The sequence below is a fragment of the Arthrobacter sp. STN4 genome (assembly GCF_024539665.1).
Taxonomy (GTDB): domain Bacteria; phylum Actinomycetota; class Actinomycetes; order Actinomycetales; family Micrococcaceae; genus Specibacter.
The window spans coordinates 27,834-51,260 of sequence record NZ_JAKZGX010000029.1; the positions used below are offsets into that span (position 1 = coordinate 27,834).

General features: G+C 68.0%; 23 protein-coding genes. 8 read left to right on the top strand and 15 right to left on the bottom strand.

Annotation, left to right across the window (positions count from 1 at the left end):
- Positions 1–2 precede the first annotated feature (2 nt).
- The 7 genes from MMF96_RS16450 to truB all read right to left on the bottom strand — a co-directional run bounded on the left by MMF96_RS16450 (position 3) and on the right by truB (position 6,955).
- Complete coding sequence (locus tag MMF96_RS16450) at positions 3–2,252, bottom strand: polyribonucleotide nucleotidyltransferase (protein ID WP_176618613.1); 2,250 nt, start codon at positions 2,250–2,252, stop codon at positions 3–5.
- 311 nt (positions 2,253–2,563) lie between these two features.
- Entirely contained in the window at positions 2,564–2,833 is a 270-nt protein-coding gene (gene rpsO, locus MMF96_RS16455; protein WP_176618616.1) for a 30S ribosomal protein S15, read from the bottom strand.
- A 173-nt stretch (positions 2,834–3,006) separates the two neighbouring features.
- Positions 3,007–3,951: a bifunctional riboflavin kinase/FAD synthetase gene (locus tag MMF96_RS16460; protein WP_176618612.1), complete on the bottom strand. Its 945-nt coding sequence runs from the start codon at positions 3,949–3,951 to the stop codon at positions 3,007–3,009.
- Positions 3,952–4,009: 58 nt separating this feature from the next.
- A complete protein-coding gene (locus tag MMF96_RS16465) occupies positions 4,010–5,170 on the bottom strand; it encodes a GNAT family N-acetyltransferase (RefSeq protein ID WP_256884177.1) in 1,161 nt (386 codons plus the stop codon).
- On the bottom strand, positions 5,167–5,601 hold the full coding sequence (locus tag MMF96_RS16470; protein ID WP_176618610.1) for a hypothetical protein: 435 nt from the start codon (positions 5,599–5,601) through the stop codon (positions 5,167–5,169). The genes MMF96_RS16465 and MMF96_RS16470 overlap by 4 nt, the downstream gene beginning before the upstream one ends.
- Positions 5,598–6,002, bottom strand: coding sequence for a hypothetical protein (locus MMF96_RS16475; protein WP_176618609.1), 405 nt, complete (start codon positions 6,000–6,002; stop codon positions 5,598–5,600). Before MMF96_RS16475 ends, MMF96_RS16470 begins: the two co-directional genes overlap by 4 nt.
- A complete protein-coding gene (gene truB, locus MMF96_RS16480; RefSeq protein ID WP_176618608.1) occupies positions 5,999–6,955 on the bottom strand; it encodes a tRNA pseudouridine(55) synthase TruB in 957 nt (318 codons plus the stop codon). The genes MMF96_RS16475 and truB overlap by 4 nt, the downstream gene beginning before the upstream one ends.
- 316 nt (positions 6,956–7,271) lie before the next feature.
- Between truB and MMF96_RS16485 the strand changes: the two genes are divergently transcribed.
- Positions 7,272–8,096 (top strand): ScyD/ScyE family protein, encoded by an 825-nt coding sequence (locus MMF96_RS16485; RefSeq protein WP_256884178.1) that lies wholly within the window; start codon positions 7,272–7,274, stop codon positions 8,094–8,096.
- A 68-nt stretch (positions 8,097–8,164) separates the two neighbouring features.
- Here MMF96_RS16485 and rbfA read toward each other — a convergent pair whose 3' ends face one another.
- From rbfA to rimP, 5 genes are all read right to left on the bottom strand, one after another.
- The gene (gene rbfA / locus MMF96_RS16490; RefSeq protein WP_256884179.1) at positions 8,165–8,602 is read right to left on the bottom strand and encodes a 30S ribosome-binding factor RbfA; all 438 of its coding nucleotides are present in this window, start codon (positions 8,600–8,602) and stop codon (positions 8,165–8,167) included.
- 84 nt (positions 8,603–8,686) lie between these two features.
- Positions 8,687–11,518, bottom strand: a complete 2,832-nt coding sequence (gene infB / locus MMF96_RS16495; protein ID WP_256884180.1) for a translation initiation factor IF-2 — start codon at positions 11,516–11,518, stop codon at positions 8,687–8,689.
- A 161-nt stretch (positions 11,519–11,679) separates the two neighbouring features.
- The gene (locus MMF96_RS16500) at positions 11,680–11,925 is read right to left on the bottom strand and encodes a YlxR family protein (protein ID WP_309145237.1); all 246 of its coding nucleotides are present in this window, start codon (positions 11,923–11,925) and stop codon (positions 11,680–11,682) included.
- A gap of 184 nt (positions 11,926–12,109) precedes the next feature.
- Positions 12,110–13,081, bottom strand: a complete 972-nt coding sequence (gene nusA / locus MMF96_RS16505) for a transcription termination factor NusA (protein ID WP_176618555.1) — start codon at positions 13,079–13,081, stop codon at positions 12,110–12,112.
- Positions 13,082–13,083: 2 nt separating this feature from the next.
- Positions 13,084–13,713 carry a ribosome maturation factor RimP gene (rimP, locus tag MMF96_RS16510; RefSeq protein ID WP_256884182.1) on the bottom strand — a complete coding sequence of 210 codons (630 nt, stop codon included), beginning with the start codon at positions 13,711–13,713 and terminating at the stop codon, positions 13,084–13,086.
- A gap of 168 nt (positions 13,714–13,881) precedes the next feature.
- On the opposite strand from rimP, the gene MMF96_RS19820 reads away from it, so the two are divergent.
- The 3 genes from MMF96_RS19820 (at position 13,882) to MMF96_RS16525 (ending at position 17,299) form a co-directional block, all read left to right on the top strand.
- Positions 13,882–15,465 (top strand): DUF4439 domain-containing protein, encoded by a 1,584-nt coding sequence (locus MMF96_RS19820; protein ID WP_256884183.1) that lies wholly within the window; start codon positions 13,882–13,884, stop codon positions 15,463–15,465.
- A gap of 94 nt (positions 15,466–15,559) precedes the next feature.
- Positions 15,560–16,291 carry a VIT family protein gene (locus MMF96_RS16520; RefSeq protein WP_176618552.1) on the top strand — a complete coding sequence of 244 codons (732 nt, stop codon included), beginning with the start codon at positions 15,560–15,562 and terminating at the stop codon, positions 16,289–16,291.
- A 15-nt stretch (positions 16,292–16,306) separates the two neighbouring features.
- The gene (locus tag MMF96_RS16525) at positions 16,307–17,299 is read left to right on the top strand and encodes an aminoglycoside phosphotransferase family protein (RefSeq protein WP_176618551.1); all 993 of its coding nucleotides are present in this window, start codon (positions 16,307–16,309) and stop codon (positions 17,297–17,299) included.
- Here MMF96_RS16525 and MMF96_RS16530 read toward each other — a convergent pair.
- The 3 genes from MMF96_RS16530 to MMF96_RS16540 all read right to left on the bottom strand — a co-directional run bounded on the left by MMF96_RS16530 (position 17,296) and on the right by MMF96_RS16540 (position 20,388).
- The gene (locus tag MMF96_RS16530; protein ID WP_256884184.1) at positions 17,296–18,120 is read right to left on the bottom strand and encodes a TSUP family transporter; all 825 of its coding nucleotides are present in this window, start codon (positions 18,118–18,120) and stop codon (positions 17,296–17,298) included. The genes MMF96_RS16525 and MMF96_RS16530 overlap by 4 nt on opposite strands.
- A gap of 103 nt (positions 18,121–18,223) precedes the next feature.
- Positions 18,224–20,020: a proline--tRNA ligase gene (locus MMF96_RS16535; RefSeq protein ID WP_256884185.1), complete on the bottom strand. Its 1,797-nt coding sequence runs from the start codon at positions 20,018–20,020 to the stop codon at positions 18,224–18,226.
- Between the two features lie 143 nt (positions 20,021–20,163).
- The gene (locus MMF96_RS16540; RefSeq protein ID WP_176618548.1) at positions 20,164–20,388 is read right to left on the bottom strand and encodes a hypothetical protein; all 225 of its coding nucleotides are present in this window, start codon (positions 20,386–20,388) and stop codon (positions 20,164–20,166) included.
- A 235-nt stretch (positions 20,389–20,623) separates the two neighbouring features.
- On the opposite strand from MMF96_RS16540, the gene MMF96_RS16545 reads away from it, so the two are divergent.
- From MMF96_RS16545 to MMF96_RS16560, 4 genes are all read left to right on the top strand, one after another.
- The gene (locus tag MMF96_RS16545; RefSeq protein ID WP_256128111.1) at positions 20,624–21,520 is read left to right on the top strand and encodes an ABC transporter ATP-binding protein; all 897 of its coding nucleotides are present in this window, start codon (positions 20,624–20,626) and stop codon (positions 21,518–21,520) included.
- Positions 21,517–22,272, top strand: coding sequence for an ABC transporter permease (locus tag MMF96_RS16550; RefSeq protein ID WP_176618547.1), 756 nt, complete (start codon positions 21,517–21,519; stop codon positions 22,270–22,272). The genes MMF96_RS16545 and MMF96_RS16550 overlap by 4 nt, the downstream gene beginning before the upstream one ends.
- A gap of 4 nt (positions 22,273–22,276) precedes the next feature.
- A complete protein-coding gene (locus tag MMF96_RS16555) occupies positions 22,277–22,897 on the top strand; it encodes a TetR family transcriptional regulator (RefSeq protein ID WP_176618546.1) in 621 nt (206 codons plus the stop codon).
- A 104-nt stretch (positions 22,898–23,001) separates the two neighbouring features.
- Positions 23,002–23,277, top strand: coding sequence for a hypothetical protein (locus MMF96_RS16560; RefSeq protein ID WP_256884186.1), 276 nt, complete (start codon positions 23,002–23,004; stop codon positions 23,275–23,277).
- The last annotated feature ends 150 nt before the right edge of the window (positions 23,278–23,427 follow it).

A 23,427-nucleotide genomic window follows, 5' to 3' on the forward strand; every position in this document is an offset into this window, starting at 1 on the left:
AATTATTCAGCAACGCCTTCGGACACTGCTTCTTCGGCGGTCTCCGCCTCGGCAACAACCGGGGAGAGGGACAGCTTGCCGCGGTCGTCGATCTTGGTGATTTCCACCTGGATCTTCTGGCCGACGGAAACCACGTCGTCAACGTTGTCAACACGCTTGCCACCGGCGAGCTTGCGCAGCTCGGAGATGTGCAGCAGGCCGTCCTTGCCGGGGGTGAGCGAAATGAACGCGCCAAACGTGGTGGTCTTGACAACGGTTCCCAGGTAGCGCTCGCCAATTTCCGGGACCTGCGGGTTGGCGATGGCGTTGATCGCTGAACGGGCGGCTTCCGCGGAGGGGCCGTTCGTTGCACCGATGTACACGGTTCCGTCATCTTCGATGGAGATGTCGGCTCCGGTGTCTTCCTGGATCTGGTTGATCATCTTGCCCTTCGGGCCAATGACCTCGCCGATCTTGTCAACGGGGATCTTCACCGCGATGACGCGCGGCGCGAACTCGGAGAGCTCGTCCGGGACGTCGATGGCGGCGTTCAAGACGCTGAGGATGTGCAGGCGGGCCTCGCGGGCCTGCTTCAGGGCGGCGGCCAGCACGGAGGCCGGGATGCCGTCGAGCTTCGTGTCCAGCTGGATGGCCGTGACGAACTCGGAGGTGCCTGCCACCTTGAAGTCCATGTCGCCGAAGGCGTCTTCGGCGCCGAGGATGTCGGTCAGGGCCGCGTAGCGGGTCTGGCCGTCCACCTGGTCGGAGACCAGGCCCATGGCGATGCCGGCAACGGGCGCCTTCAGGGGCACGCCGGCGTTGAGCAGCGACAGGGTCGATGCGCAGACGGAGCCCATGGAGGTGGAACCGTTGGAGCCGAGGGCCTCGGAGACCTGGCGGATGGCGTAGGGGAACTCCTCGCGCGAAGGCAGCACCGGCACAAGCGCACGCTCGGCCAGGGCGCCGTGGCCGATTTCGCGGCGCTTGGGCGAGCCCACGCGGCCGGTTTCACCGGTGGAGTACGGCGGGAAGTTGTAGTTGTGCATGTAGCGCTTGCGCGTCACCGGGCTCAGCGAGTCGATCTGCTGTTCCATCTTGAGCATGTTCAGCGTGGTGACACCCATGATCTGGGTTTCGCCGCGCTCGAAGATTGCGGAGCCGTGCACGCGGGGCAGGACCTCAACCTCGGCGGTGAGCTGGCGGATGTCCGTCAGGCCGCGGCCGTCGATGCGGACCTGCTCGGTGAGGATGCGCTGGCGGATGACCTGCTTGGTCACGGCGCGGAACGCTGCGGAGAGTTCCTTCTCGCGGCCTTCGAAGTCCGCGGCCAGGGCGGCAACGGTCTCTTCCTTCAGGACGTCGGAAGCGGCGTCGCGCTCCTGCTTGTCGGCAATGGAGAAGACCTGGGCCAGCTTGGTGGCGGCGGAAGCCTCGACGGCGGCGTAGGCGTCGTCCTCGTAGTCCAGGAAGACCGGGAATTCAACGGTGGGCTTGGCGGCGCGGGCGGCCAGGTCGGCCTGGGCGTCGCAGAGGGCCTTGATGAACGGCTTGGCGGCCTCGAGGCCTTCGGCCACGACCTCTTCGGTGGGGGCCTTGTGGCCCTGTTCCTTGATGAGGTTCCAGGAGTTGTCCGTGGCTTCGGCTTCCACCATCATGATGGCAATGTCATCGCCGTTGGCGCCGCCGGTCACCTTGCCGGCCACCACCATGTTGAACACGGCGTTTTCCAGCTCGGAGTGCTTCGGGAAGGCAACCCACTGGGCGCCGTTGCCGTCGTCGACCAGGGCGACGCGGACGCCGCCGATGGGGCCGGAGAACGGCAGGCCGGAGAGCTGGGTGGACATTGAGGAGGCGTTGATCGCCACGACGTCGTAGAGCACGTCCGGGTTGATCGCCAGGATGGTGACGACGATCTGGACTTCGTTGCGCAGGCCCTTCTTGAAGGCGGGGCGCAGCGGACGGTCCATGAGGCGGCAGGCCAGGATGGCGTCCGTGGACGGGCGGCCTTCGCGGCGGAAGAAGCTGCCCGGGATGCGGCCGGCGGCGTACATGCGCTCTTCGACATCAACGGTCAGCGGGAAGAAGTCAAAGCCTTCGCGCGGGTGCTTGCCGGCCGTGGTGGCCGACAGCATGACGGTGTCCTCGTCGATGTAGACCATCGCGGAGCCGGCTGCCTGCTGGGCAAGGCGGCCGGTCTCAAAGCGGACCACGCGCTTGCCATAACGGCCGTTGTCAATGACGGCCTCTGCGTACTGAATCTCGGGACCCTCCATAAGAGAGTCACCTCCATTTCTTGTGTAGGTGTTCAAAAATCCTGCTCCGCAGAATTTCCCCGCCACCTGCCCAGGCACCCCCACCGGATCGTGCTGTGGGGACCTGTACAACACCCGGTCTTCGATCGAGGTCCACGGGCGCCCCGCAGGGCCGTTCCCGGAGACCACTACCGAGGACCGCGAATGCGCGGCGGACGGTTGGGTTCCGTGGTTCAAGGTGCGTGGCCGGTGCGCGGTTGCGGGCCGGCCCACGTCGATACTGTGAAGGCGGCCTCCCCCGCAGAACGGGGAAGACCGCCTTTTTTCACAGGCTAGCGGCGCAGTCCGAGGCGCTCGATGAGCGTACGGTAGCGCGTGATGTCGGTGTCCTTCAGGTAGCTGAGCAGGCGACGACGGCGGCCAACCAGGGCCATGAGGCCGCGGCGGGTGTGGTGGTCGTGCTTGTGCATCTTCAGGTGTTCGGTCAGGTCCGAGATGCGTCGTGAGAGCATCGCGATCTGAACCTCAGGCGAACCAGTGTCACCTTCGCTGGTTGCATATGCCTGCATGATTTCTTGCTTTACAGCGGCGTCAAGTGCCACAGGGAACTCCTTGTAATGTGCCGTGAACGTGGTGTCGCCGTGCCCGGCAATTCCCTTGCAGGAAACCATGGAACACAACGGAATCCAGCCACCACGGACTGCAGCCGGACTCAATCCCCTAGTTTACGGCAGATGATGGCGTTATGTCGAAGCGGCGGGCGGGGGCGCCCCGCTCACGCCTGAAGGACTTCCAGGCTTTGGTCCACATCCTGGTGCATTTGCGCAATCAACGCCTCGGGCCCGGTGTAGGCGACCATGCCGCGCAGCCGCTGGACAAATTCCACCGTGACATGCTGGCCGTACAGGTCAAAGGCCTCCACCGGCTCCTCGGGGCGTCCGATGACGAAGGCCTCGACCTGCCGGCTGACGCCCACGAAGGTGGGGTTTGAGCCCACCGAGATTGCCGACCGCCAGCGGTGGCCGTGCTCGTCCCGCAGCCACCCGGCGTAGACGCCGTCGGCCGGGATGATGCCGCAGGCATCGGGTGAGAGATTCGCCGTAGGGAAGCCCAGGGCCCGCCCGCGCGCCGCCCCGTGCACCACTTCCCCGCTCATGGCGTGCCAACGGCCCAGGACCTCGGCGGCCGTGGCGACGTCTCCCTTGGCCAGCGCCTCCCGCACCCAGGTGGAGGACCAGCGGCGGTCGTGCCCTTCGTCTTCCACGGGCACGACGTCGAACCCCAGTTGGGTGCCGAGGCTCACCATGGTGGCCAGGTCGCCGGCGTTGCCCCGGCCGAAGCGGACGTCGTGGCCCACCACCACCGCGCAGGCACCGAGGGTGTCAACAAAGACGTTGCGGACAAACCCTTCCGGGGTCTGCTGGGCAAATTCCAGCGAGTAGGGAACCACCAGCACGCCATCCATGCCCAGCGCTTCCATGGCCGCAAGCTTGTCCGCCAGCCCCATGATCTGTGCCGGTGCCGTCTCCGGGCGGTGCACCAGGGCCGGGTGCGGGTCAAAGGTCACGGCGACGGCGAGGGCACCGCGGCGCACGGCCTCGGCCTTGACCTGGCCCAGCACCTGCTGGTGCCCGCGGTGCATCCCGTCAAAGTTTCCCAGCGCGACCACGCAGGGGCCGAACCCGTGCGGGACCTGCTCCAATGAGTTCCAAATGTGCACTACTAATCCTCTTGCGTTTGGCGTGCCGGCAAGCTGCCTGCGGGCAGACTTTTCTAGGTTACCGCGTTGGGGCCGCCGGTCCGTCCCACGAGGCCTGCGGCGTGCGCGGGTCCGTGTCCGCCAGGGTCAGGATCCACCGGTCCGCGGGCGTGCCACGGTCGTTGAACATGCCGCGGACCTGTCCCTCCAGGGTGAATCCGAGCTTCCAGGCCAGTTTGCGGCTGCCCCAGTTGGGCACCATGGCGGACCAGTACAGGAAGCTGAGGTTGAGCTGGTCGAAGGCGTAGCCGGCCAACAGGCGCACGGCCTTTTCCGCCGCGCCGGTGCCGCGGGCCTGCTCGCCGAAGTTGATGCCGACGGCGGCCGTGCCCGGGTTTTTGCATTGCAGGTCAACGGTGCCCAGCAGCCCGTCGGTGTCCGGGTCGGCCACGGCGAAGGTCAGGGTTGCCCCGCTCCGCCAGCCTTCCGGGGTGATGGTGTTGATGAAGTGCACCGCGTGTTCGCGCGTGTAGCCCAGCGGGACCGTGGTCCAGCGGATGGCCCCGGGGTTGGAGCAGTTGGCCACGAGTTGTTCGGCGTCGGAATCCTGCAGGGCCCGCAGCAGCACGGTGCCGTCCGTGAGGCGTGGCACCTCCGGGCGCAGCTCGAGCTCCGGGGCGGCGGCTTCGCGCACCAGCACCCACCCGCCGGCGAGGTGTCCGTCGACGTGGCCGTGGCCGGGGATCTCGGCGGCAAGCCGGAAGCCGCAGCGTTCGGCCAGCGCACGGCTGGCGTGGTTGCCCACGGTGGTGTGCCAGTGCAGCACGGACAGCCCGAGGACGCCAAGGGCGTAGTCGCAGGCGAGCCCGACGGCGCGGGTGGCGCTCCCCCTGCCCCGGCCCGCGGCCAGCAGCTTGATGCCGACGGCGGCGGACCCGCCGTCGCGGGTGTGGCGGACGTCCCGGAGGCTGAGCGTGCCAATGATGCGGCCGTCGCCGGGGCCCTCGACGATGGCAAAGCGCAGCAGCGTGCCATCGTCCCAGCCGGTTGCCACCGGCCCGGCAATCAGTGCCGCGGCCCGCTCCGCCGTCATCGAGGCGTCCGCGCCGGCCCACTTCACGTTCAGGGGATCGTGGTGGATTGCGGCAAAGTCGGCGGCATCGGCCGCCGTAAAGCGGCGCAGGGAGGTGGGCCCGGCCGTCGGGGCCGGTGCCGGCGTCGTGTATTCCACAGCGCTCATTTGGCTGCTGCCGCGCGGTGGCGGTACAGCCACCACAAGCCGACCAGCGGCAGCACGAGGGGCACGTAGCCGTATCCCTGGCCGAACATGCTCCACACCGTGGCGTGCGGGAACGCCTGGGCGTCGAAAACGCTCAGCAGGCCCACCACCAGCACTCCGGCCAGTTCAATGCAGATGGCCGTGGTGGCGGTAACGGCCGATTTGTGGCCGGGACGGGCCAGCGAGATGGTGGCCACGATGTACACGACCGCGGCAAATGCCGAGAGCAGGTAGGCCACGGGGGCGTCGTTAAAGGCCGTGGCGATCTGGAAGCCCGCCCGGGCGGTGGCGGAGATGGCAAAAATGCCGTAGACGGTGATCAGGAGGCGGCCGGCGCCGGTGGTCCGTCCCGGGGCGGGTGCGTCCGGGGTGTTGCCGAGGGTGTTCTTCATTGTCCAATTCCAGGTTGCAGGTGCTGTACGGCCGGGCTCAGGCCGTACCAAATCTGTGCCATGCGGGCCAGCATGACCACCACGGTCACGCCCACGGCGCCCATCACGTAGTTCGACCAGAAGGTGCGCTCCATCATGGCCCAGTAAAAGCCGGCCACGGGCAGGGCCGCGGCGGTGAACATGTAGCCCCAGAACTCCCACCCGGCGCCTGCCAGGTGTTCGCCCGTGGTCAGGCGGAGCAGCGAAGCCACAGCATAAATGATGGTGAAAAGTTCGACGCCGGCCAGCGAGAGCAGCGTGATGTCGTTGGGCCTTTTCTTCATCACCGCAGCGACGATGCAGATGATGGTGGAGGCCAGGCCCACCACGAGTCCGGCATAAAACCAGCCGTCGACCGTCACTGGGCAGCCTCCCCTGGCTCTGGGCGCTTCGGCGCGGGGTCCGGGTCGGGCGGGAAAACCAGCACCGGCTTGGCGTATTTGCCGGCGTCGGCCAGCAGTGCGGTGAGCGTGCCGTCGGGGGCGAAGGCGGCGGCCGGGTTCGCGGCCGTGTGCAGGCCGTCGGCGCTGGCGGGGATGCGGCGGCCGAAGGAGAGTTCCACGGCTTCCGCGGCCGTGAGTTCACGCACGGGCATGAGCGCGCGGGCGGCGTCGGCAATGTCCAGGACATGCAGTTCTTCGGCCAGCTGCTCCAGGGTGTGGGCCTGGTCCAGGGCGTACGGGCCCACGCTGGTGCGCCGCAGCGCTGTCAGGTGGCCGCCCACGGCCAGGCCGGAGCCGAGGTCGCGGGCCAGGGCGCGGATGTACGTGCCGGAGGAGCACTCCACGCTCACGTCGACGTCGATGTACTCCAGGCCCTCCTCCACGCCGCCCGCGTGGTGGCCGCGGCGAAGGCCGTGGATTTCAAAGGAGTGGATGGTGACGGGCCGGGCCGCCAGCGTCACGTCCTCGCCGGAGCGGACCCGGGCGTAGGCGCGTTCGCCGTTGACCTTGATGGCGCTGACGCTGCTGGGCACCTGGCTGATGGGCCCGGTGAGCGCCGCAACACCGGCGCGGATGGCGGCTTCGGTGACATCCGCCGTCGAACGCGTGCCGGTGGTCTCACCCTCTGCGTCGTCCGTGACGGTGGTGGCGCCGAGCCGGATCGTGGCGTCATAGCTCTTGGAAGTGCCGACAATGTATGTCAGCAGGCGGGTGGCCTTGTTGATGCCGACCACCAGGACGCCCGTGGCCATGGGGTCCAGTGTGCCTGCGTGTCCCACTTTCCGGGTCCCCGCAAGCCTTCGCATCCGGCCAACCACGTCATGGCTGGTCCATCCCTGCGGTTTGTCAACGATTACCAGTCCGGAAAGCACGCTTAGTAGTATATCGGCCCGGGCAGGCCTCCCCCGCGCCACCGTCCTGCCGGCCGGACTCCACCGGTTGACTTTGTGACGGTCCTCACATGTGGTGGCGCCACGTGTCCGGTCCGCCCGGACAGCGTCTGGTGGAGATTTGGTGCTCGGGGCAATGTCCAGTCCACCCGGCCGGCAACGGCAGCGGGTGCCGGACCCGTTGCCGTGCGGCGAACACCGAGTGCTGACGGGTCCCGATTGATCGATCCGCCCGTCATCCCCGGGCCCTTCCAAGGGACTACAAATAAGGTCAAAAATCGCGGCGGCAGGACCAGCCGTGGCACAGCCGGGCAACAAGCACCAGCCCGGCCCCGTCACGAACATCGCATCGCAGTTGAACAGCCCGCTGAAGCTCGCCTCCGGCCGGGAAATCGCGGACCTGAACGGTGTTCGGGGGGCCAACAACCCGGACGGCGCCACCGTCTACGGGGTCCGTGACGCCATGCCTGTGTGCCTGGCCCAGGCCCCCGGGCTCCAATCCGCCGGCGGCACCTTCTCCCACCCCTATTCGTCCGGGCCCGTTGCCGGCGGTGTGTACGTGGGCGACGCCGGTGCCAACACCATCCTGTTCGTCACGGATGCCGGGGCGGTCAGCCTGGTCAAGGCCCTGCCGGCCGAGCCGGTCACCGTCGACGCACGGTTCGCTGCCCTGGCCGCGGAGATGGGCATGCCCGTCCCCGACTGCATGCTGGGACTGGACTACTGGGCCGAGGCCGTACCCACCAGCCGGGCGATGAGCGGTCAATGGCTTTACTACAAGGTGCTCCCGGGTGCCCCGGGGATGGAGCTGGGGTACGGAAAGGCCTACCGGATGAATGTGCGCAGCGGCACGACGCAGCTGCTGGCCGAGGGGCTTGCCGCGCCCACGGGGATCGCCGTTGACAAGGACAACAACGTCCATGATTCCCAGCTGATGGGCGACGGCGTCGTCGAGGTCAAGAACGGCACGGCCACCACGGTGCTCCCCGCCATGATGTCCTCCGACGTGGCCGTCACCGGCAGCACCCTCGTGGCACTGGCCAATGCCTTCGACGAAGTGAACGAAGGGAACGGAGGGAACGGAGGGAACGGAGGGAACCTGGTGACGATGGCATTGAAGTAGGGCCAGGCACGACGGCGGCCGGCCACCTTTTCGTCGAAAGGTGGCCGGCCGCCGTCGTGCCGGTAGGGCTACGCTTCTTCGGCGTCCCCGCCGTCCGTCTTGTACGGGTCGGCGTCACCGGCGAACTCGGCGGTGGCGGAGAGTTCGGCCAGTTTCGCGTCGCGTTCCTTGGCCACGCGCAGCAGCGCCTCCAGGTTGGAGGCGTTGACGGGGATCTCGTCCGCCACGAACTCCAGCGTGGGGGTCAGGCGCACGGTGATGTTCCGGCCCACCTCGGCACGGAGCACGCCCTTGGCGCGTTCCAGTCCGGTCTTGGCGTCCGACTGGGCCGTCTCGTCACCGAAGACGGTGTAGTAGATGGTGGCGTGCTGGAGGTCGTTGGTGACGCGGGCGTCGGTGACGGTGATGCCTTCGACGCGCGGGTCCTTGACCCGCTTGCGGAGGCCTTCGGCCACGACGACCTTGATGCGCTGGGCCAGTTTGGCTGCGCGGGCTGAATCAGCCATGGTGTTCTCCTTTTCAGGGAAATCGTATCGGGGAAGGCAAAGCCGGCCAGGCGCCCGTGGGGGCGCCCGGCCGGCCGTTGCATGCTAGGCCCGCGGCTTCTCGCGCATCTCGAACGTCTCGATGATGTCCTCGACCTGCAGGTCGTTGAACGACCCGAGGCCGATGCCGCACTCGAAGCCGTCGCGCACTTCGGTTGCGTCATCCTTGAAGCGCTTGAGCGAGTCAACGGTGAGGTTGTCGCCAATGACCTTCCCGCCACGAAGGACGCGTGCCTTCGAGTTGCGGCGGATGATGCCGGAGCGGACGATCGAGCCGGCGATGTTGCCAAACTTCGAGGAACGGAACACTTCACGGATCTCCGCGGTGCCCAGCTGGACTTCCTCGTACTCGGGCTTGAGCATGCCCTTCAGGGCCAGCTCAATGTCATCGATGGCGCCATAGATGACCGAGTAGAAGCGCATGTCCACGCCCTCGCGGTCGGCCAGTTCGGCCACGCGCTCGGCCGGCTTGACGTTGAAGCCGATGATGATGGCGTTGTCCACCGTGGCCAGGTTGACGTCGTTCTGCGTGATGGCTCCCACGCCGCGGTGGATGACGCGCAGTTGCACGCCTTCGCCGACGTCGATCTTGAGCAGCGAGTCTTCCAGGGCCTCGACGGCACCGGACACGTCACCCTTGAGGATGAGGTTGAGGGTGTCAACCTTTCCTTCGGCCACGGCCTGGTCGAAGTCTTCCAGGCTGATGCGCTTGCGGCGCTTGGCCAGGGCGGCGTTGCGGTCGGCTGCCTCACGCTTTTCAGCGATCTGGCGGGCCGTGCGCTCGTCCCCGGTGACGAAGAACGTGTCGCCTGCACGCGGGACGTTGGACAGGCCCAGCACCTGGACCGGACGCGAGGGCCCGGCTTCGGTGATGGTGTCGCCGTTCTCATCAAACATGGCGCGGACGCGGCCGTGGGCGGTGCCGGCGACAATGGTGTCACCGACGTGCAGGGTGCCGGACTGCACCAGGACGGTGGCTACCGCACCGCGGCCCTTGTCCAGGTTCGCCTCGATGGCGATGCCGCGGGCGTCCTTGTTCGGGTTGGCGCGCATGTCCAGGGCGGCGTCGGCCGTCAGCAGCACCGCTTCGAGGAGTTCCTCGATGTTGGTGTTGTTGCGGGCGGAGACATCCACGAACATGGTGTCGCCCCCGTATTCCTCGGGCACCAGGCCGTATTCGGTCAGCTGGCCGCGGATCTTGTCCGGGTTCGCGCCTTCCTTGTCGATCTTGTTGACGGCAACCACGATCGGCACATTGGCGGCCTGGGCGTGGTTGAGCGCCTCAACGGTCTGGGGCATGACGCCGTCGTCGGCGGCAACCACCAGGATGGCGATGTCGGTGACCTTTGCGCCACGGGCACGCATGGCGGTGAACGCCTCGTGGCCCGGGGTGTCGATGAAGGTGATCCGGCGGTCGTCGCCTTCGTGCTCGTGCACGATCTGGTAGGCACCGATGTGCTGGGTGATGCCGCCGTGCTCGTCGGCCACAACGTCCGACTTGCGGATGGCATCCAGCAGGCGGGTCTTACCGTGGTCCACGTGGCCCATGACGGTGACAACCGGCGGGCGGACCTCAAGGTCCTCGTCGCCTTCGGCTTCCAGCTCGGCCTCGAAGTCGATGTCGAAGCCGCTGAGCAGTTCGCGCTCCTCGTCCTCGGGGGAAACAACCTGGACCTTGTAGCCCAGTTCTTCACCCAGCAGGGCAAAGGTGTCTTCGTCCAGGGACTGCGTGGCCGTGGCCATTTCGCCCAGGTGGAAGAGCACGGTCACCAGTGCTGCCGGGTTTGCCTCGATCTTGTCGGCAAAGTCGGTGATGGAGGAACCGCGGCGGAGCCGGACAACGGTGCTGCCGTCTCCGCGGGGCACGCTGACGCCGCCCAGGGACGGAGCGCTCATCTGTTCCAGTTCCTGGCGCTTGGCACGCTTCGACTTGCGCTGCTTGCCACGGCCGGCGCCGCCCTTGCCGAAGGCACCCTGGGTGCCGCCGCGGCCGCGGCCGCCCTTGCCAAAGCCACCGCCGGCAGGAGCGCCACCCGGTGTTCCGCCCGTGGTGCCCGGTGCCCCGGGACGGCCGCGCCCGGCGCCGCCGGGACGGTCGTTGCTACGGCCGGGAGCCGAGGGGCGTTCGGTGCGGTTGGGCATCATGCCGGGGGTGGGGCGTGCGCCACCGGGACGCGGAGCGCCCGGACGGGGACCGCCTGCACCCGCTGCGCCGGCGGGACGCGGGGCGCCGGGACGGGGTGCGCCGGGGCGCGGGGCACCCGGACGGGGACCGCCTGCACCGGCTTCGGCGCTGCGCGGTGCCCCGGGACGGGGCATTCCCTGCGAGGTGGCAAACGGGTTGTTGCCGGGGCGCGGCCCGCCGGCGCCGGCCGGGCGCGGGGCCCGGTTGCCGTCACGGTTTTCGCCACGCTCGGGGCGGCCGGAGCGCGGCATGCCCTGGGAGGAGGCAAAGGGGTTGTTGCCCGGACGCGCTCCGCCGGTTGCGGGTGCTGCCGGGGCCGGAGCCGCCGGGCTGGCCGGTGCGGCGGCCTTGGGACCGGGCACTGCTGCCGGGGCGGGAGCGGGCGTTGCCGCCTGCGGTGCCGCGGCTGCCGGGGCCGGCGCAGCCGGCGCTGCGGCAGGCTTTGCTGCCGCCGGTGCGGGGGCAGCGGGCACTGCGCCCGGCTTTGCCGCCGCAGGTGCGGCCGGAGCGGGCTTGGAATCCGCAGCCCTCGGGGCAACGGGGAATGCGTCGCGAAGCTTCTTCACGACGGGGGCCTCAATCGTGGAGGACGCCGAACGAACAAACTCGCCCAGTTCCTGCAGCTTGTTGACTGCTTCTTTTGAGGTGATGCCGAGCTCTTTTGCAAGCTCGTGTACGCGGGCCTTGGCCACATTTCTCCTGTCTCGGCCCGCACCGGACAGGTACGAACCGCTTAATTCTTACTGCAACATTCCATGTCGGAATGGGCGGCGTGAGAGAGCACGAAGATGCTCATTTTTGGGCACTCATCGCTGGGTACTCATCGGGTTTCCATCGGTTTTCTGACCCGCTTTCACAAAGGGACAATGTCGGTTCGTAGTGATTGGATGCCGTCTCCTGACAGTTGTGCGAGCTGGGCGGCAAGCTCACCGGCATTGGTGGCACCCGGAAGGGCGCGCCCAATGGCGCGGCGCTTGAACGCCAACTGCAAACAGTCCGGGCTGGGGTGCAGCCACGCGCCCCGGCCAGGCATGCGGCGTCGTACATCAACCAGTGCTTCCGGCTCCCCGGATGCACCGGCTGAACGCACCAGCCGCACTAATTCGTCCCGGGCGGCGGTTTGCCGGCAACCAATGCAGGTCCGTACAGCTCCGGCAAAGTCAGGGGCGCTCCCCCGTGCCTTGACAGCATTCTTTGCCAACTGTGCGGTGCCTTACAAATCGTAGTCGCAGACGGTCCGTGGACCCGGTCCCCACCAGTCTACCGCCCGGAGCGGCAGCTACCTATTCAGCGGCGGCGTCGGAACTGATGTCGATGCGCCAGCCGGTGAGCTTGGCAGCCAGGCGGGCGTTCTGGCCCTCCTTGCCGATGGCCAGCGACAGCTGGTAGTCAGGCACGACAACGCGGGCGGACCGCGCCCCCTCATCCACGATCGTGACGGAAATCACCTTCGACGGCGACAGGGAATTGGCGATGAACGTCGCCGGATCGTCGTGGAAGTCCACGATGTCGATCTTTTCATCGTTCAGTTCGGTCATGACGGCACGCACGCGGGAGCCCATCTCGCCGATGCAGGCACCCTTGGCGTTGACGCCGGCCTTGTTCGCCTTCACGGCGATCTTGGACCGGTGCCCGGCTTCACGGGCCAGTGCCACGATCTCCACGGTGCCGTCCGCAATTTCCGGCACTTCCATTTCAAAGAGCTTGCGGACCAGGCCGGGGTGGGAGCGGGACAGGGTGATGGAGGGGCCCTTAAGGCCGCGGTGCACGTCGACGACGAAGGCGCGCAGCCGGTTCCCGTGGCGGTAGTTTTCCCCGGGGACCTGCTCGTTGGGCGGCAACACGCCCTCGACCGTGCCCAGGTTGACCTGGATCATGTTCGGGTTGTTGCCCTGCTGGATCTGGCCGGAGACGAGTTCACCTTCCTTGCCGCGGAATTCGCCCAGGACGTTGTCGTCCTCGACGTCGCGCAGGCGCTGCAGGATGATCTGGCGGGCCGTGCTGGCGGCAATGCGGCCGAAGCCGGCGGGGGTGTCGTCAAATTCGCCGATCCGCTCACCGTCCTCGTCAACTTCTGCCGCCCAGATGGTGACGTGGCCGCTCTTGCGGTCCAGCTCTGCCCGGGCCTGCTCAATGGCGCCCGGGGACTTGTGGTAGGCCATGAGCAGCGCCTGCTCGATGGTGGGGATCAGCAGATCCAGGGGGATTTCACGTTCGCGTTCCAGTATCCGCAACGCGCTCATATCAATGTCCATGGTCAGCTTTCCTCTCCGTCGACAGCGTCGCCGCCGGTCGGTTCAAATTCCAAATCAAGCTCGGCCTGGTCCAGGCGAGCAAACTCTATTTCAACAACGCCACGCCGGATTGCTGAGAACAACACTTTTTCAGGCTCGCCCTGCTTGGCCTTCATGCCTTTTTTCACGGGCAGTTCCGGGAGCAGCTGCACACCGTCGTCGTCCACGGCCAGGATGCGTCCCAGCAGGTTTTCCCGTCCGACGGCGTTGACCCTGACCATGCGTCCTGTGGCCCGGCGCCAATGGCGCGGTTCCGTCAGGGGGCGCGTGGCGCCCGGGGAGGAGATTTCCAGGTTGTACGGCTGTCCGTCGTCGTTGGGGTCGGCATCCATGGTCTCGGACAGCACCTTCGAAACGTGGGCGATCGCGTCCAGCCCGACGCCGCCGGTTTCGGTCTCCGGCAGGTCCACCACCACGGAAACGGTGCGGTGGGCGCCGGCCACCTGCACCTTGACCTCTTCCAGGAACAGCCCGGCAGCCGCAACGGTGGGTTCCAGCAGGGCGGTCAGCCTCGTGGCTTCTGCGATGGGGTCGACGACCGAGTGAAAGTTCCCCGAGCTTCGGGCCGCTTTGGGCCTGTCCGGCTTGGTCATGGAACGACCGCCTCCCTTAAATGATGTTGTGGATATCTACAATACCGAGTTTCCCGGCATGCCGCAGGACGTTTTTGCTGTGAGTAAGAACGCATGCCGGGCCGCTGGACTCGTCCGGGGTGGGGCCGGCGTGCACGGGGCACCCACATCATGAGAACATCAACAGTTGTGACTGATTCCGACTCCCCCGCCGAGCCCGCCAAGGACCCATCCGGGGAATCGGCACCCCCCAAAGCCCTGCCCCGGCCGCGCCGGACCGGACCGCGCCGGGCGTCGTTACCCGCGGGTTCCCCCGCCCGGGTGTCCGCTGCGCCGTCGCTCCTGGTGCTCGACGCCGGCGGACTCGTCGCCGTTGCGCCCGACGTGGAGGCGCCGGCACCCGAGGCGGAAATGACGCCCCCGCCCGAGACGGTACCCAAAGCGGCACCCACACCCGAGGTGGACACCCAATCGACGCCTCCACCCGAACCCGACACCGACACCGACACCGACACCGAAGCGGCACCCACACCCGCGGTGGACACCCAATCGGCGCCTCCACCCGAACCCGACACCGAAGCGGCACCGCTGACCAGGCGGGCACGCCGGCTGGCCGGGGACGCCGGCCCGGCAGCCGACGTCGTGCCCCCGTCACGGAAGGTGCCCGTTGCGCCGGTTGCGCGGCCGGCCCCCGCCCGGGCCAGGCAGCCCAACCGGGCGTGGGCCTGGCTCCGGGGGCTGCTCTTCCTGATCCTGATCAGCGTCATCGTGGTGGGCGCGGGCACTGTGGTCACCGGACACGACACCGCAGCCGGACCGTCGGTGACCGAGGTGAATCGGGGCGCAGCCTGGGCCCGGACCTCGGTGCTGCTGGCCCAGGCCCGCGCGGCGCACGACGCCCAGAAGGACCCTGCCGTGAAGGCCTTGCTGGGGCAGGGTGCCGACGCCCTCAAACTGCAGCTCGCGGCCCTGGACGGCCCGCTGCCGGCAGACGGCGCCGCACCTCCTGCCGCCGCGGCTGCCGCGGCCGGGGTCACGGCCACCAGCTTTGCCAAGGAGTTAGCCGGGAGCGCCAACACGCTCCTGGCCGATGCCCTGACGGCCGGGGGCGCCATGGGCAGGACCTTTGCCGCCGCGGGAACCAACAGGCTGCTGCTGGCATCGGCCTTGGACCGCCAGCTGGGAAGCCCGGCCCCGGAGTCGGCGTACCTGCCCGCCGCCGTGCAGCCCGTCCCTGCCGACACCGCAGCCTGCAAGGCAGTACGGCAGCCACAGCCAGGGAACAGTGGCGATGCCGCAATCACTGCCGCTGCCCAGGCCGAACAAAAGGCTGTATATGCCTACCAGGTGGCAGGTTCCAGGCTGCCCGAGCCGGGCTTCAGCCAGGCCCTGGGGCTGGGCTCGCTGCACCAAAACAACCTGGATCTCCTGAATGCAGCCCTTGCACAGCACTGCCTGCCCGTCGTGGCGCCCGCGCCCGGCTTTGTGCTGGCCCCGGGGTACACAACGGCCCCGGCAGCCGCCCTGGCAAAGCTGGAGGGCGGGCTCGTCCTGGTATACGGCGACCTTGCCGCCTTCAGCCCCGCCTCAGCAGGCTCCCAGTCCGCCGATTTCCCCGCACCGGACATCCGCGCCATGGCTGTGGCCGGGATGGTGCAGTCCGCCAGCCGGCAGCAGGAGTGGGGCGGCCCCCTGGACGCGCTCCCCGGAATTGCCGCCGGCCCTTCCAACGGCGGCCCGACTGTACCGGCCTCCGTACCAGCAGCACCCTAGACCCCCGCGGGTTCCGGTCACAGGGCAGCCAAACCTCAGCGAGGACATCCTCACCTTGCTAGCGCCCGTTTCGCCCCGGTGGTTTGCTGGAATCATGAAACGAGCAGAGGATTTGGTCTCCCGGCCGCGCCTGCCCCGCACGGCCGAGATTGCCCAACGCCTGAACTGGCTGCGGGCCGGCGTTCTCGGAGCCAACGACGGCATTGTTTCCGTTGCCGCCGTGGTGGTTGGCGTTGCCGGCGCCACGGCCGCCACGGGACCGATCGTCACGGCAGGCATGGCCGCACTGGTGGGCGGTGCCATCTCGATGGCCCTGGGCGAGTATGTTTCCGTCAGCAGCCAGCGGGACAGCCAAAAATCCATGATTGAGGAAAAGCGCCGCGACCTGGCACAGAACCCGGGGGCCAACCTGGCGGGGCTGGCCGCCTTGTATGAGGACAAGGGGCTCTCCCGGGAAACGGCAACGCTGGTGGCCCGCGAGCTCACCGACCACGATGCCCTCGGCGCGCACCTCGCCGCCGAGCTGAACCTGGACGAGGACGACGTCGTCAGCCCCTGGCATGCTGCGCTTGCGTCCGCCGTCGCCTTCACGCTCGGGGCCATTCTGCCCATGCTGGCCATCCTGCTCCCGCCGGCCGCCGCCCGCGTCCCCGTGGCGTTTGTGGTGGTCCTGGCCGCCCTCGCCATTACGGGGTGGATCGGCGCTGTGGTCGGCGGCGGTTCCAAGCCGCGGGCCGCCTCCCGCGTGGTCCTGGGCGGCGCACTGGCCCTGGCCGCCACGTTTGCAATCGGCAGCCTGCTGGGCGCCAGCGGCTTGGTGGGTTGACGATAGGCTGGCTGCATGCCCGCCGCCGTTGACATCCCGGAAGACCTGCACCGGCGCCACGCCCGCAGCCCCGAAGGCCGGGCTTGGCTGGCCGGACTGCCCGGGCTGGTGGACGCAGCGCTGCAGCGTTGGCAGCTCACCGTGGACCTGGTGCCGGGCACGCCGCCATGGCACGGCCACACAGGGATCGTGGCGCCGGTGCGCCGCAGTGACGGAACACCGGCTGCCCTGAAAATCGCCTTTCCCTACGAGGAAACGCTGCTCGAACCCATTGCGCTGCAGCTGTGGAACGGGCGCGGCATGGTGCAGCTCCTGGAACAGGACGCCGCCACCTGTTCCATGCTCATCGCCCGGCTCGACGACCGGAAGTCCTTGATCAGCCTGCCCATGGCGGAAGCTGTTGAAGTTTGGGGCGGCGTGGTCCGGCAACTGTCCATCCCGCCCGACGCCCGGGACGGCTGGGCCCGCATGCCGCACATTGCCGCCACGGCTGAACGGTTTTGCGACGAATTGCCGGCGCGCTGGAACGACCTCAACCGGCCCTTTCCGCTGTGGCTGCTCGAGGCGGCCCTGGAAGTCTGCCAGACGCGCGGTGCTGTCGGGCGGCGCGAATCCCGCGACGTGCTGGTCCACACGGACCTGCATTACCAGAACATCCTGGCATCCCTTGATGGCAGCCGCTACCTTGGCATCGACCCGCAACCGCAGGTGGGGGACGCCGAATTCGCTGTGGCACCGTGCCTGTGGAACCGGATTCCCGAACTTCCGCACCGTGACGCGGAGGCCGCGCTCCGACGGCGTTGCGCGGACCTCTCCGCCGCCGCCGGCCTGGACGCAGACCTGGCAGCCGCCTGGGCCGTGGTCAGGGAAGTGGAGAATGCGCTCTCCTACCTGGAAACCCCGCATCACGGCGCGGACGCCCAGCGGTCCCTCTGGGTGGCGGGCACCATGGCGGGCAGGTCGCTGCCGGGGCTGCCGGCCGCGCACGACCTGAAAACGCTCGACTAACGCTCCAGGACGGCCGCCATCCAGGCCCCCACGCCGTTTTCGTTCCACACATCCATGCCGAGTTTCACAATGAGCACCGCGACCACAGACAGAAACACGATCCGGATGAACTTGTTGCCCTGCCTGACCGCCGTGCGTGCGCCGAGGTAGCCGCCGGCCATGTTGGCGGCCCCCAGCACCAGTCCCACGCCCCACAGCAGGGATCCGTGCGGCAGGAAGAACATCAACGCCCCTGCGTTCGTGGCAAGGTTGACGATCTTTGCCTTGGCACTGGCCTCCAGGAAGGCATAGCCCAGCAGACTGACCAGTGCGATCACCAGAAAGGAACCCGTGCCCGAGCCGATCATCCCGTCGTAAAAACCAATGACGGCACCGATGCACCCGGCCAGGATGTAGTGCCGCCGGCCCGAGTGCCGCAGCGCCGTCAACCCGCCCATGCCCGGATTGAACGCCGTAAACAGCAGTACGGCCACCAGCGCGACAACGATGATGGGCTTGAAGACCGAGCCCGGCAGGCTTGCCGCCACCACGGCACCGCCCACACTGCCCAGCAACGCAATCCCCGCCATGGGCAGCGCCGTGCGCAGGTCCGGTTTCACGCGCCGGTAGTACGTGACCGAGCTCGTCGCAGTGCCAAAGATCGACCCCATTTTATTGGTGGCCAGCGCCTGCACGGGCGTGACCCCCGGAACCATGAGCATGACCGGCAGCTGGATCAGCCCTCCCCCGCCCACCACGGCATCGATCCAGCCCGCGGCAAAGCCCCCCACAATGATCAGCAGGACCGTGGCGGTGGTGATGTCCTCAAAGCCGGAAATCATGCGTTCCCCCTGTCATCGTGGTGGCTTCGGCGCCGGCCGTGGTTGGCTTCGGCGCCGGAGCCAACCACACCGGGCCTCGACGCGCCCGACCAACGAGGCGCGGCTACTGGTGGTCGAGGATGTACTTGACGGCGTCGGCGACGGCGACGTTTTCGGCGTTGCCTGTGGCACGGTCCTTGATTTCGACCAGGCCGTCCACGAGTCCGCGGCCCACGGCCAGGATGGTGGGTACGCCAAGGAGCTCCGCGTCGCCGAACTTCACGCCGGGGGAAACCTTGGGGCGGTCGTCGTAGATGACCTCCAGTCCGGCGGTTTCCAGGTCGGCCGTCAGCTGTGCCGCCGCTTCGAAGATCTCGGCGCCACGGCCCACGGCCACGACGTGGACGTCGGCCGGTGCGACGTTTGCCGGCCAGACAAGTCCCTTGTCATCGTGGTTGGACTCGGCCAGGGCGGCCACGGCGCGGGTGATGCCAATGCCGTAGGAGCCCATGGTGACCACGGTCAGTTTGCCGTTTTGGTCCAGCACCTTCAGGTCCAGGGCTTCGGCATACTTGCGGCCCAGGGCGAAGATGTGGCCCATTTCGATGCCGCGGGCCGCCTCCAAGGGGCCGGAGCCGTCGGGGGCGGGATCGCCCTCGCGCACTTCAACGGCCTCGATGGTGCCGTCCCAGCCAAAGTCGCGTCCGGCCACAAGGCCGAAGACGTGCTTGCCCGGTTCGTTGGCGCCTGTGATCCAGGTGGTGCCGGAAACGACGCGGGGGTCGACCAGGAACAGCAGCTTCGTGGACGACTCGGTGCCCAGCACGGCGGCGTCCAGGGACAGCCCGGGGCCGATGTACCCCTTGACGAGGCCGGGGTGCTTCTTGAGGTCCGCCTCGCCGGCGGCCTCCACGCCCACTTCGCCGCCCACGGCGAGGTGGGCGCCGATGTTGGCCTCGATGCGCTTGAGGTCCACGGCACGGTCACCGGGCACGGCAATGACCACGATCTGGCGTTCGCCGGTGGGCAGGTCGAGGGCCAGCACGACGTTCTTCAGCGTGTCGGCGGCAGTCCACGCACCGCCGTCGGGCTTGGGGGCCAGCTCATTGGCCGCCGCGACGAGGGTTTCGATGGTGGGGGTGTCAGGGGTGTCGCGGACGACTGCGGCCGGCGCATCGGTGAAGTCGATGGCGTCGGGCACCACGGTGGTGACGGCCTCAACGTTGGCCGCGTAGCCGCCGGGGGAACGGACAAAGGTGTCCTCGCCGATCGCGACGGGGTGCAGGAATTCCTCGCTCCTGGACCCTCCCATGGCGCCGGCGGTGGCGGCCACGGGGATGACTTCCAGGCCCAGGCGTTCAAAGATGCGCAGGTACGCGCCCCGGTGGGCCAGGTAGCTGGCGTCGAGTCCGGCGTCGTCAATGTCAAAGGAGTAGGAGTCCTTCATGATGAACTCGCGCCCGCGCAGCAGGCCCGCCCGGGGGCGTGCCTCGTCGCGGTACTTGTTTTGGATCTGGTAGAGCGAAAGCGGCAGGTCCTTGTAGGAGGAGTACAGGTCCTTGACCAGGAGGGTGAACATTTCCTCGTGGGTGGGGGCCAGCAGGTAGTCGGCCCCCTTGCGGTCCTTTAGGCGGAAAATGCCGTCGCCGTATTCCACCCACCGGTTGGTGACCTCGTAGGGCTCCTTGGGCAGCAGCGCCGGGAAGTGGACCTCCTGGGCGCCGATGGCATCCATTTCTTCACGCACGATGGCCTCGACCTTGCGCAGGACACGCAGGCCCAGCGGGAGCCAGCTGTAGATGCCGGGGGCGGCCCGGCGGATGTAGCCAGCGCGCAGGAGCAGCTTGTGGCTGTCCACCTCGGCGTCGACGGGGTCCTCACGGAGGGTGCGAAGGAAGAGTGTGGAAAGGCGAAGGGCCACGCGGGATGTCCGTTTCTTGAGCAGTTGTGCGCCCGCCATGCATTGCGGGCCAGTACCAATCTACCGGTTAACAGCAAAACGGCGGCACACCCGCCGCGGTGAAAGGCCGCAGCGGGCACACCGCCGACATGTGCACGTGGGGGTCAGCCGGCCTTGCCCTCGAGGGCGACGAGGACACCGGCCACGGCAAAGTACTTGTTGCTCCCGAGCTCGCGGACGGTCTTGATGCCCAGCAGCTCCTTCAGCGAAGCGGCCTTGGCGTCAGTGATGCCGGCAAGTGCGGCGGGTGAAGCGTCGAGAATTTCCTTGAGGGACTTGTCTTCAAATTCCTTGTCCAGCGCCTTCGCCAGATCAACAGCAACAGCCATGTGCTTGTCCTTCCATCGAATAACAATGCTCCACCAGGTGGAAGCCGCACCCGAACGGCGCCGCCTCTGTCACGCTATGCCACCGGTGCGGGGCGGGGCAAGAACCTTGGCTGGGTAATTGCCGTGAACACGCCCGGGTCCCGCCGGAAAGAATCGTGGACCTGCCGTGGACAACGGGGCCGCGGGGCGCTAAATTTAATTCATCAGGTGATGAATTACATCCTTGGGAGGTTACATGTCACACAGGGCAGAAATGCCGGTGCCGGGCCCCGCGGTGCACCCGCCGGTCCCCGCCGCCGCGGCCCGGGGCCGGGCACCCGGAACACTCAGCGCAGCGTCGGCCGACACCGTCGGGGACAGCGTCGCCGTTGAGCACCTGCTGGTGCACAGGGGCAAGGCGGATGTCCTGCAGGACATCAGCTTCCGCATCCCCGCCGGACGCATCACCGGCCTGCTGGGTCCCTCCGGCAGCGGCAAGACAACGTTGATCAGGGCCCTCGTCGGCGTGCAAAGGATCACTTCCGGGCAAGTGCAGGTGCTGGGACTGCCGGCCGGGGACCCGGCCCTGCGGCACGACGTCGGCTACGTCACCCAGGCGCCGAGCGTGTACCGGGACCTGAACGTCCTGGACAATGTGCGGTATTTCGGCGCCATGCACGGCCGCAGCCGGGCGGACGCCCTGGAGGCGGTGGCCGCCGTCGGGCTTGATGGCTTCCTCAGGCGCCGCGCCGGGGACCTCTCCGGCGGGCAGTTCAACCGGGTCTCGCTGGCGTGTGCGCTGGTCGCCAAGCCGAAGCTGCTGTTCCTGGACGAGCCCACCGTGGGCCTGGACCCGGTTCTGCGCGCGGACCTGTGGGCCCAGTTTGCGCAGATGGCCGCCGGGGGCACCACACTGGTCATTTCGAGCCATGTCATGGAGGAGGCCGGGCACTGCGATTCGCTGCTGCTGCTGCGCGAGGCCCGGCTGCTGGCACAGCTCACCCCGGCCGAGCTGCGGCGGCGCGGCGGCACCGATGATTTGGAACTGGCCTTCCTGCGGCTCATCCAGGCCGGGGAAGGCAACCAGGCAGGTCCGGCCTTGGCGGACGCCGACGCGGCAGGAACGCCCAAGGGACGCGGAGGGAAACGATGAACTGGCGGATGATGTGGGCCACGAATGTGCGGGTCCTGCAGCAGCTCAAGGGTGATCCGCGCAGCATCGGGCTGATCGTGGTGGTGCCTTCCGTGCTGCTGGCCGTGGTGTATTGGCTCTACCAGAACGAGACGCTGCCACCTGGCGTGCCGCGGACCTTTGACCGCGTGGGCCTGATGATGCTGGCCATCTTTCCCTTCGTTGTGATGTTCCTGGTCACCTCGATCACCATGCTGCGCGAGCGGACGTCGGGCACCCTGGAGAGGCTGCTCTCCACGCCCATCCACAAGGGCGACCTGTTGTTCGGCTATGCGCTGGCCTTCTCCCTCATGGCGGCCCTGCAGTCGGTGGTGGCCACGGGCGTGGCGTACTGGGTGTTTGGCATGGACATCCGGGGCAATGCCGGGTGGGTGGTGCTGGTGGCGGTGGTGAATTCCGTGCTGGGCGTGGCGCTGGGCCTGCTGTGCTCGGCGTTTGCCACCACGGAATTCCAGGCCGTCCAGTTCATGCCGGTGGTGGTCATCCCCCAAATTCTGCTCTGCGGCCTGTTCGTGGCCCGTGACCAGATGAATTCCGTGCTCGAAGCCATCTCCAATGTGCTTCCGCTGACGTATTCGGTGGATGCCCTGCAGCAGATTGCCGGCCATGCCAAGGCGACCGGCACCATGGGCACGGACCTGGTGGTGGTGGCCTGCTTTGTGGTGGCCGGACTGCTGCTGGCCTCCCTGACCCTGCGACGCCGGACGGCCTAGTCCCGTGCACACCCCGCCACAGCGCGGCCGACGCCGGGGACGCACCACCTCGCGTGAACAAATCCTGGCCAGCGCCCGGAAATTGTTCGCCGAGCACGGCTTCGCGGCCACCAGCCTGCGTGAGATCGCCCGTGACGCCGGCGTGGACCCGGCCATGGTCCACCACTGGTTTGCCGGCAAGGAAGAGCTGTTCAACGCGTGCGTGGAACTTCCGGCAGACCCGGCACAGGTGCTGGGCACGGTCAGCGAAACGCCCGCCGAAGCCCGCGGGGAGGCCTTGCTGCGCGCACTCCTGCGCTTGTGGGACTCCTCCGCCCAGCCGGCGCTGCTTGCACTCCTGCGCAGTGCCATCAGTTCCAGGTCCCAGGGCGCCCTGATCCGCCAGGTCCTCGTCAAGCGCATCCTTTCGCGGGCCCTGGCCGGGCTGCCGGGGACGCCGGCTGAGCTGGAACGGCGCGGGGCGTTGGTGGCCAGCCAGCTGATGGGCGTGATGGTGGCCAGGTACCTGCTGCGGGTCGAGCCGCTGGCCTCGGCCGGACACGACGAGCTCGCGGCCCTGGTGGCCCCGGTCCTCCAGCACTACCTGACCGGCCCGCTGCCCGGAAGCGGGGCCCTTCCGCAATGATCGCCACCGGGCGCCGGCGCCATGGGGAGCCCTGCCCATGGCTGCCACCCGGCCCCGCACCCTACGGTTAAAGCCCACCACGAAAGCCAACCGCAGGAGTTCCCATGACGCAGGCCCTGCAGGGCGCGGACCCGGAAGCGCTGCGCCAGTTCGCGCGCGAGCTGGACGGCGCGGGCCGGCGGCTCCTGGAACTCAAGACGGCCTTGGGCGCCCGCATCGCCCACAACCTGCAGTGGGAAGGGCCAGACGCCTTTGTGTTCCGCCACGCGTGGCAGTCCTCCTACGCCCCCGTCATCGGCAAGGCGGCCTCGATGCTGGCAGAGACGGCCAGGCGGCTGGACGCCCAGGCTGCCAGCCAGGAAGCCGCCAGTTCCACGTAGCCGCCACCACCCCCACCTTCCAACTGATACGAAAATAGGGTGAGTTAGGCTGCCTGGGTGAGGGTGACCTGGTATCCGAGTTGGTGCAGCTCGTTGAGGGCGTGTTGGCGGGTTCTGTCGGCGTTGGCCTGGGTGTAGCGTCGGATGGGT

Bases quoted from the DNA above. Each gene is read 5' to 3' on its own strand.
- MMF96_RS16450 (WP_176618613.1), bottom strand. From the start codon at position 2,252: ATGGAGGGTCCCGAGATTCAGTACGCAGAGGCCGTCATTGACAACGGC.
- MMF96_RS16465 (WP_256884177.1), bottom strand. From the start codon at position 5,170: ATGAGCGCTGTGGAATACACGACGCCGGCACCGGCCCCGACGGCCGGG.
- MMF96_RS16470 (WP_176618610.1), bottom strand. From the start codon at position 5,601: ATGAAGAACACCCTCGGCAACACCCCGGACGCACCCGCCCCGGGACGG.
- rbfA (WP_256884179.1), bottom strand. From the start codon at position 8,602: ATGGCTGATTCAGCCCGCGCAGCCAAACTGGCCCAGCGCATCAAGGTC.
- nusA (WP_176618555.1), bottom strand. From the start codon at position 13,081: ATGGACATTGATATGAGCGCGTTGCGGATACTGGAACGCGAACGTGAA.
- rimP (WP_256884182.1), bottom strand. From the start codon at position 13,713: ATGACCAAGCCGGACAGGCCCAAAGCGGCCCGAAGCTCGGGGAACTTT.
- MMF96_RS16520 (WP_176618552.1), top strand. From the start codon at position 15,560: ATGAAACGAGCAGAGGATTTGGTCTCCCGGCCGCGCCTGCCCCGCACG.
- MMF96_RS16525 (WP_176618551.1), top strand. From the start codon at position 16,307: ATGCCCGCCGCCGTTGACATCCCGGAAGACCTGCACCGGCGCCACGCC.
- MMF96_RS16530 (WP_256884184.1), bottom strand. From the start codon at position 18,120: ATGATTTCCGGCTTTGAGGACATCACCACCGCCACGGTCCTGCTGATC.
- MMF96_RS16540 (WP_176618548.1), bottom strand. From the start codon at position 20,388: ATGGCTGTTGCTGTTGATCTGGCGAAGGCGCTGGACAAGGAATTTGAA.
- MMF96_RS16545 (WP_256128111.1), top strand. From the start codon at position 20,624: ATGTCACACAGGGCAGAAATGCCGGTGCCGGGCCCCGCGGTGCACCCG.
- MMF96_RS16550 (WP_176618547.1), top strand. From the start codon at position 21,517: ATGAACTGGCGGATGATGTGGGCCACGAATGTGCGGGTCCTGCAGCAG.
- MMF96_RS16560 (WP_256884186.1), top strand. From the start codon at position 23,002: ATGACGCAGGCCCTGCAGGGCGCGGACCCGGAAGCGCTGCGCCAGTTC.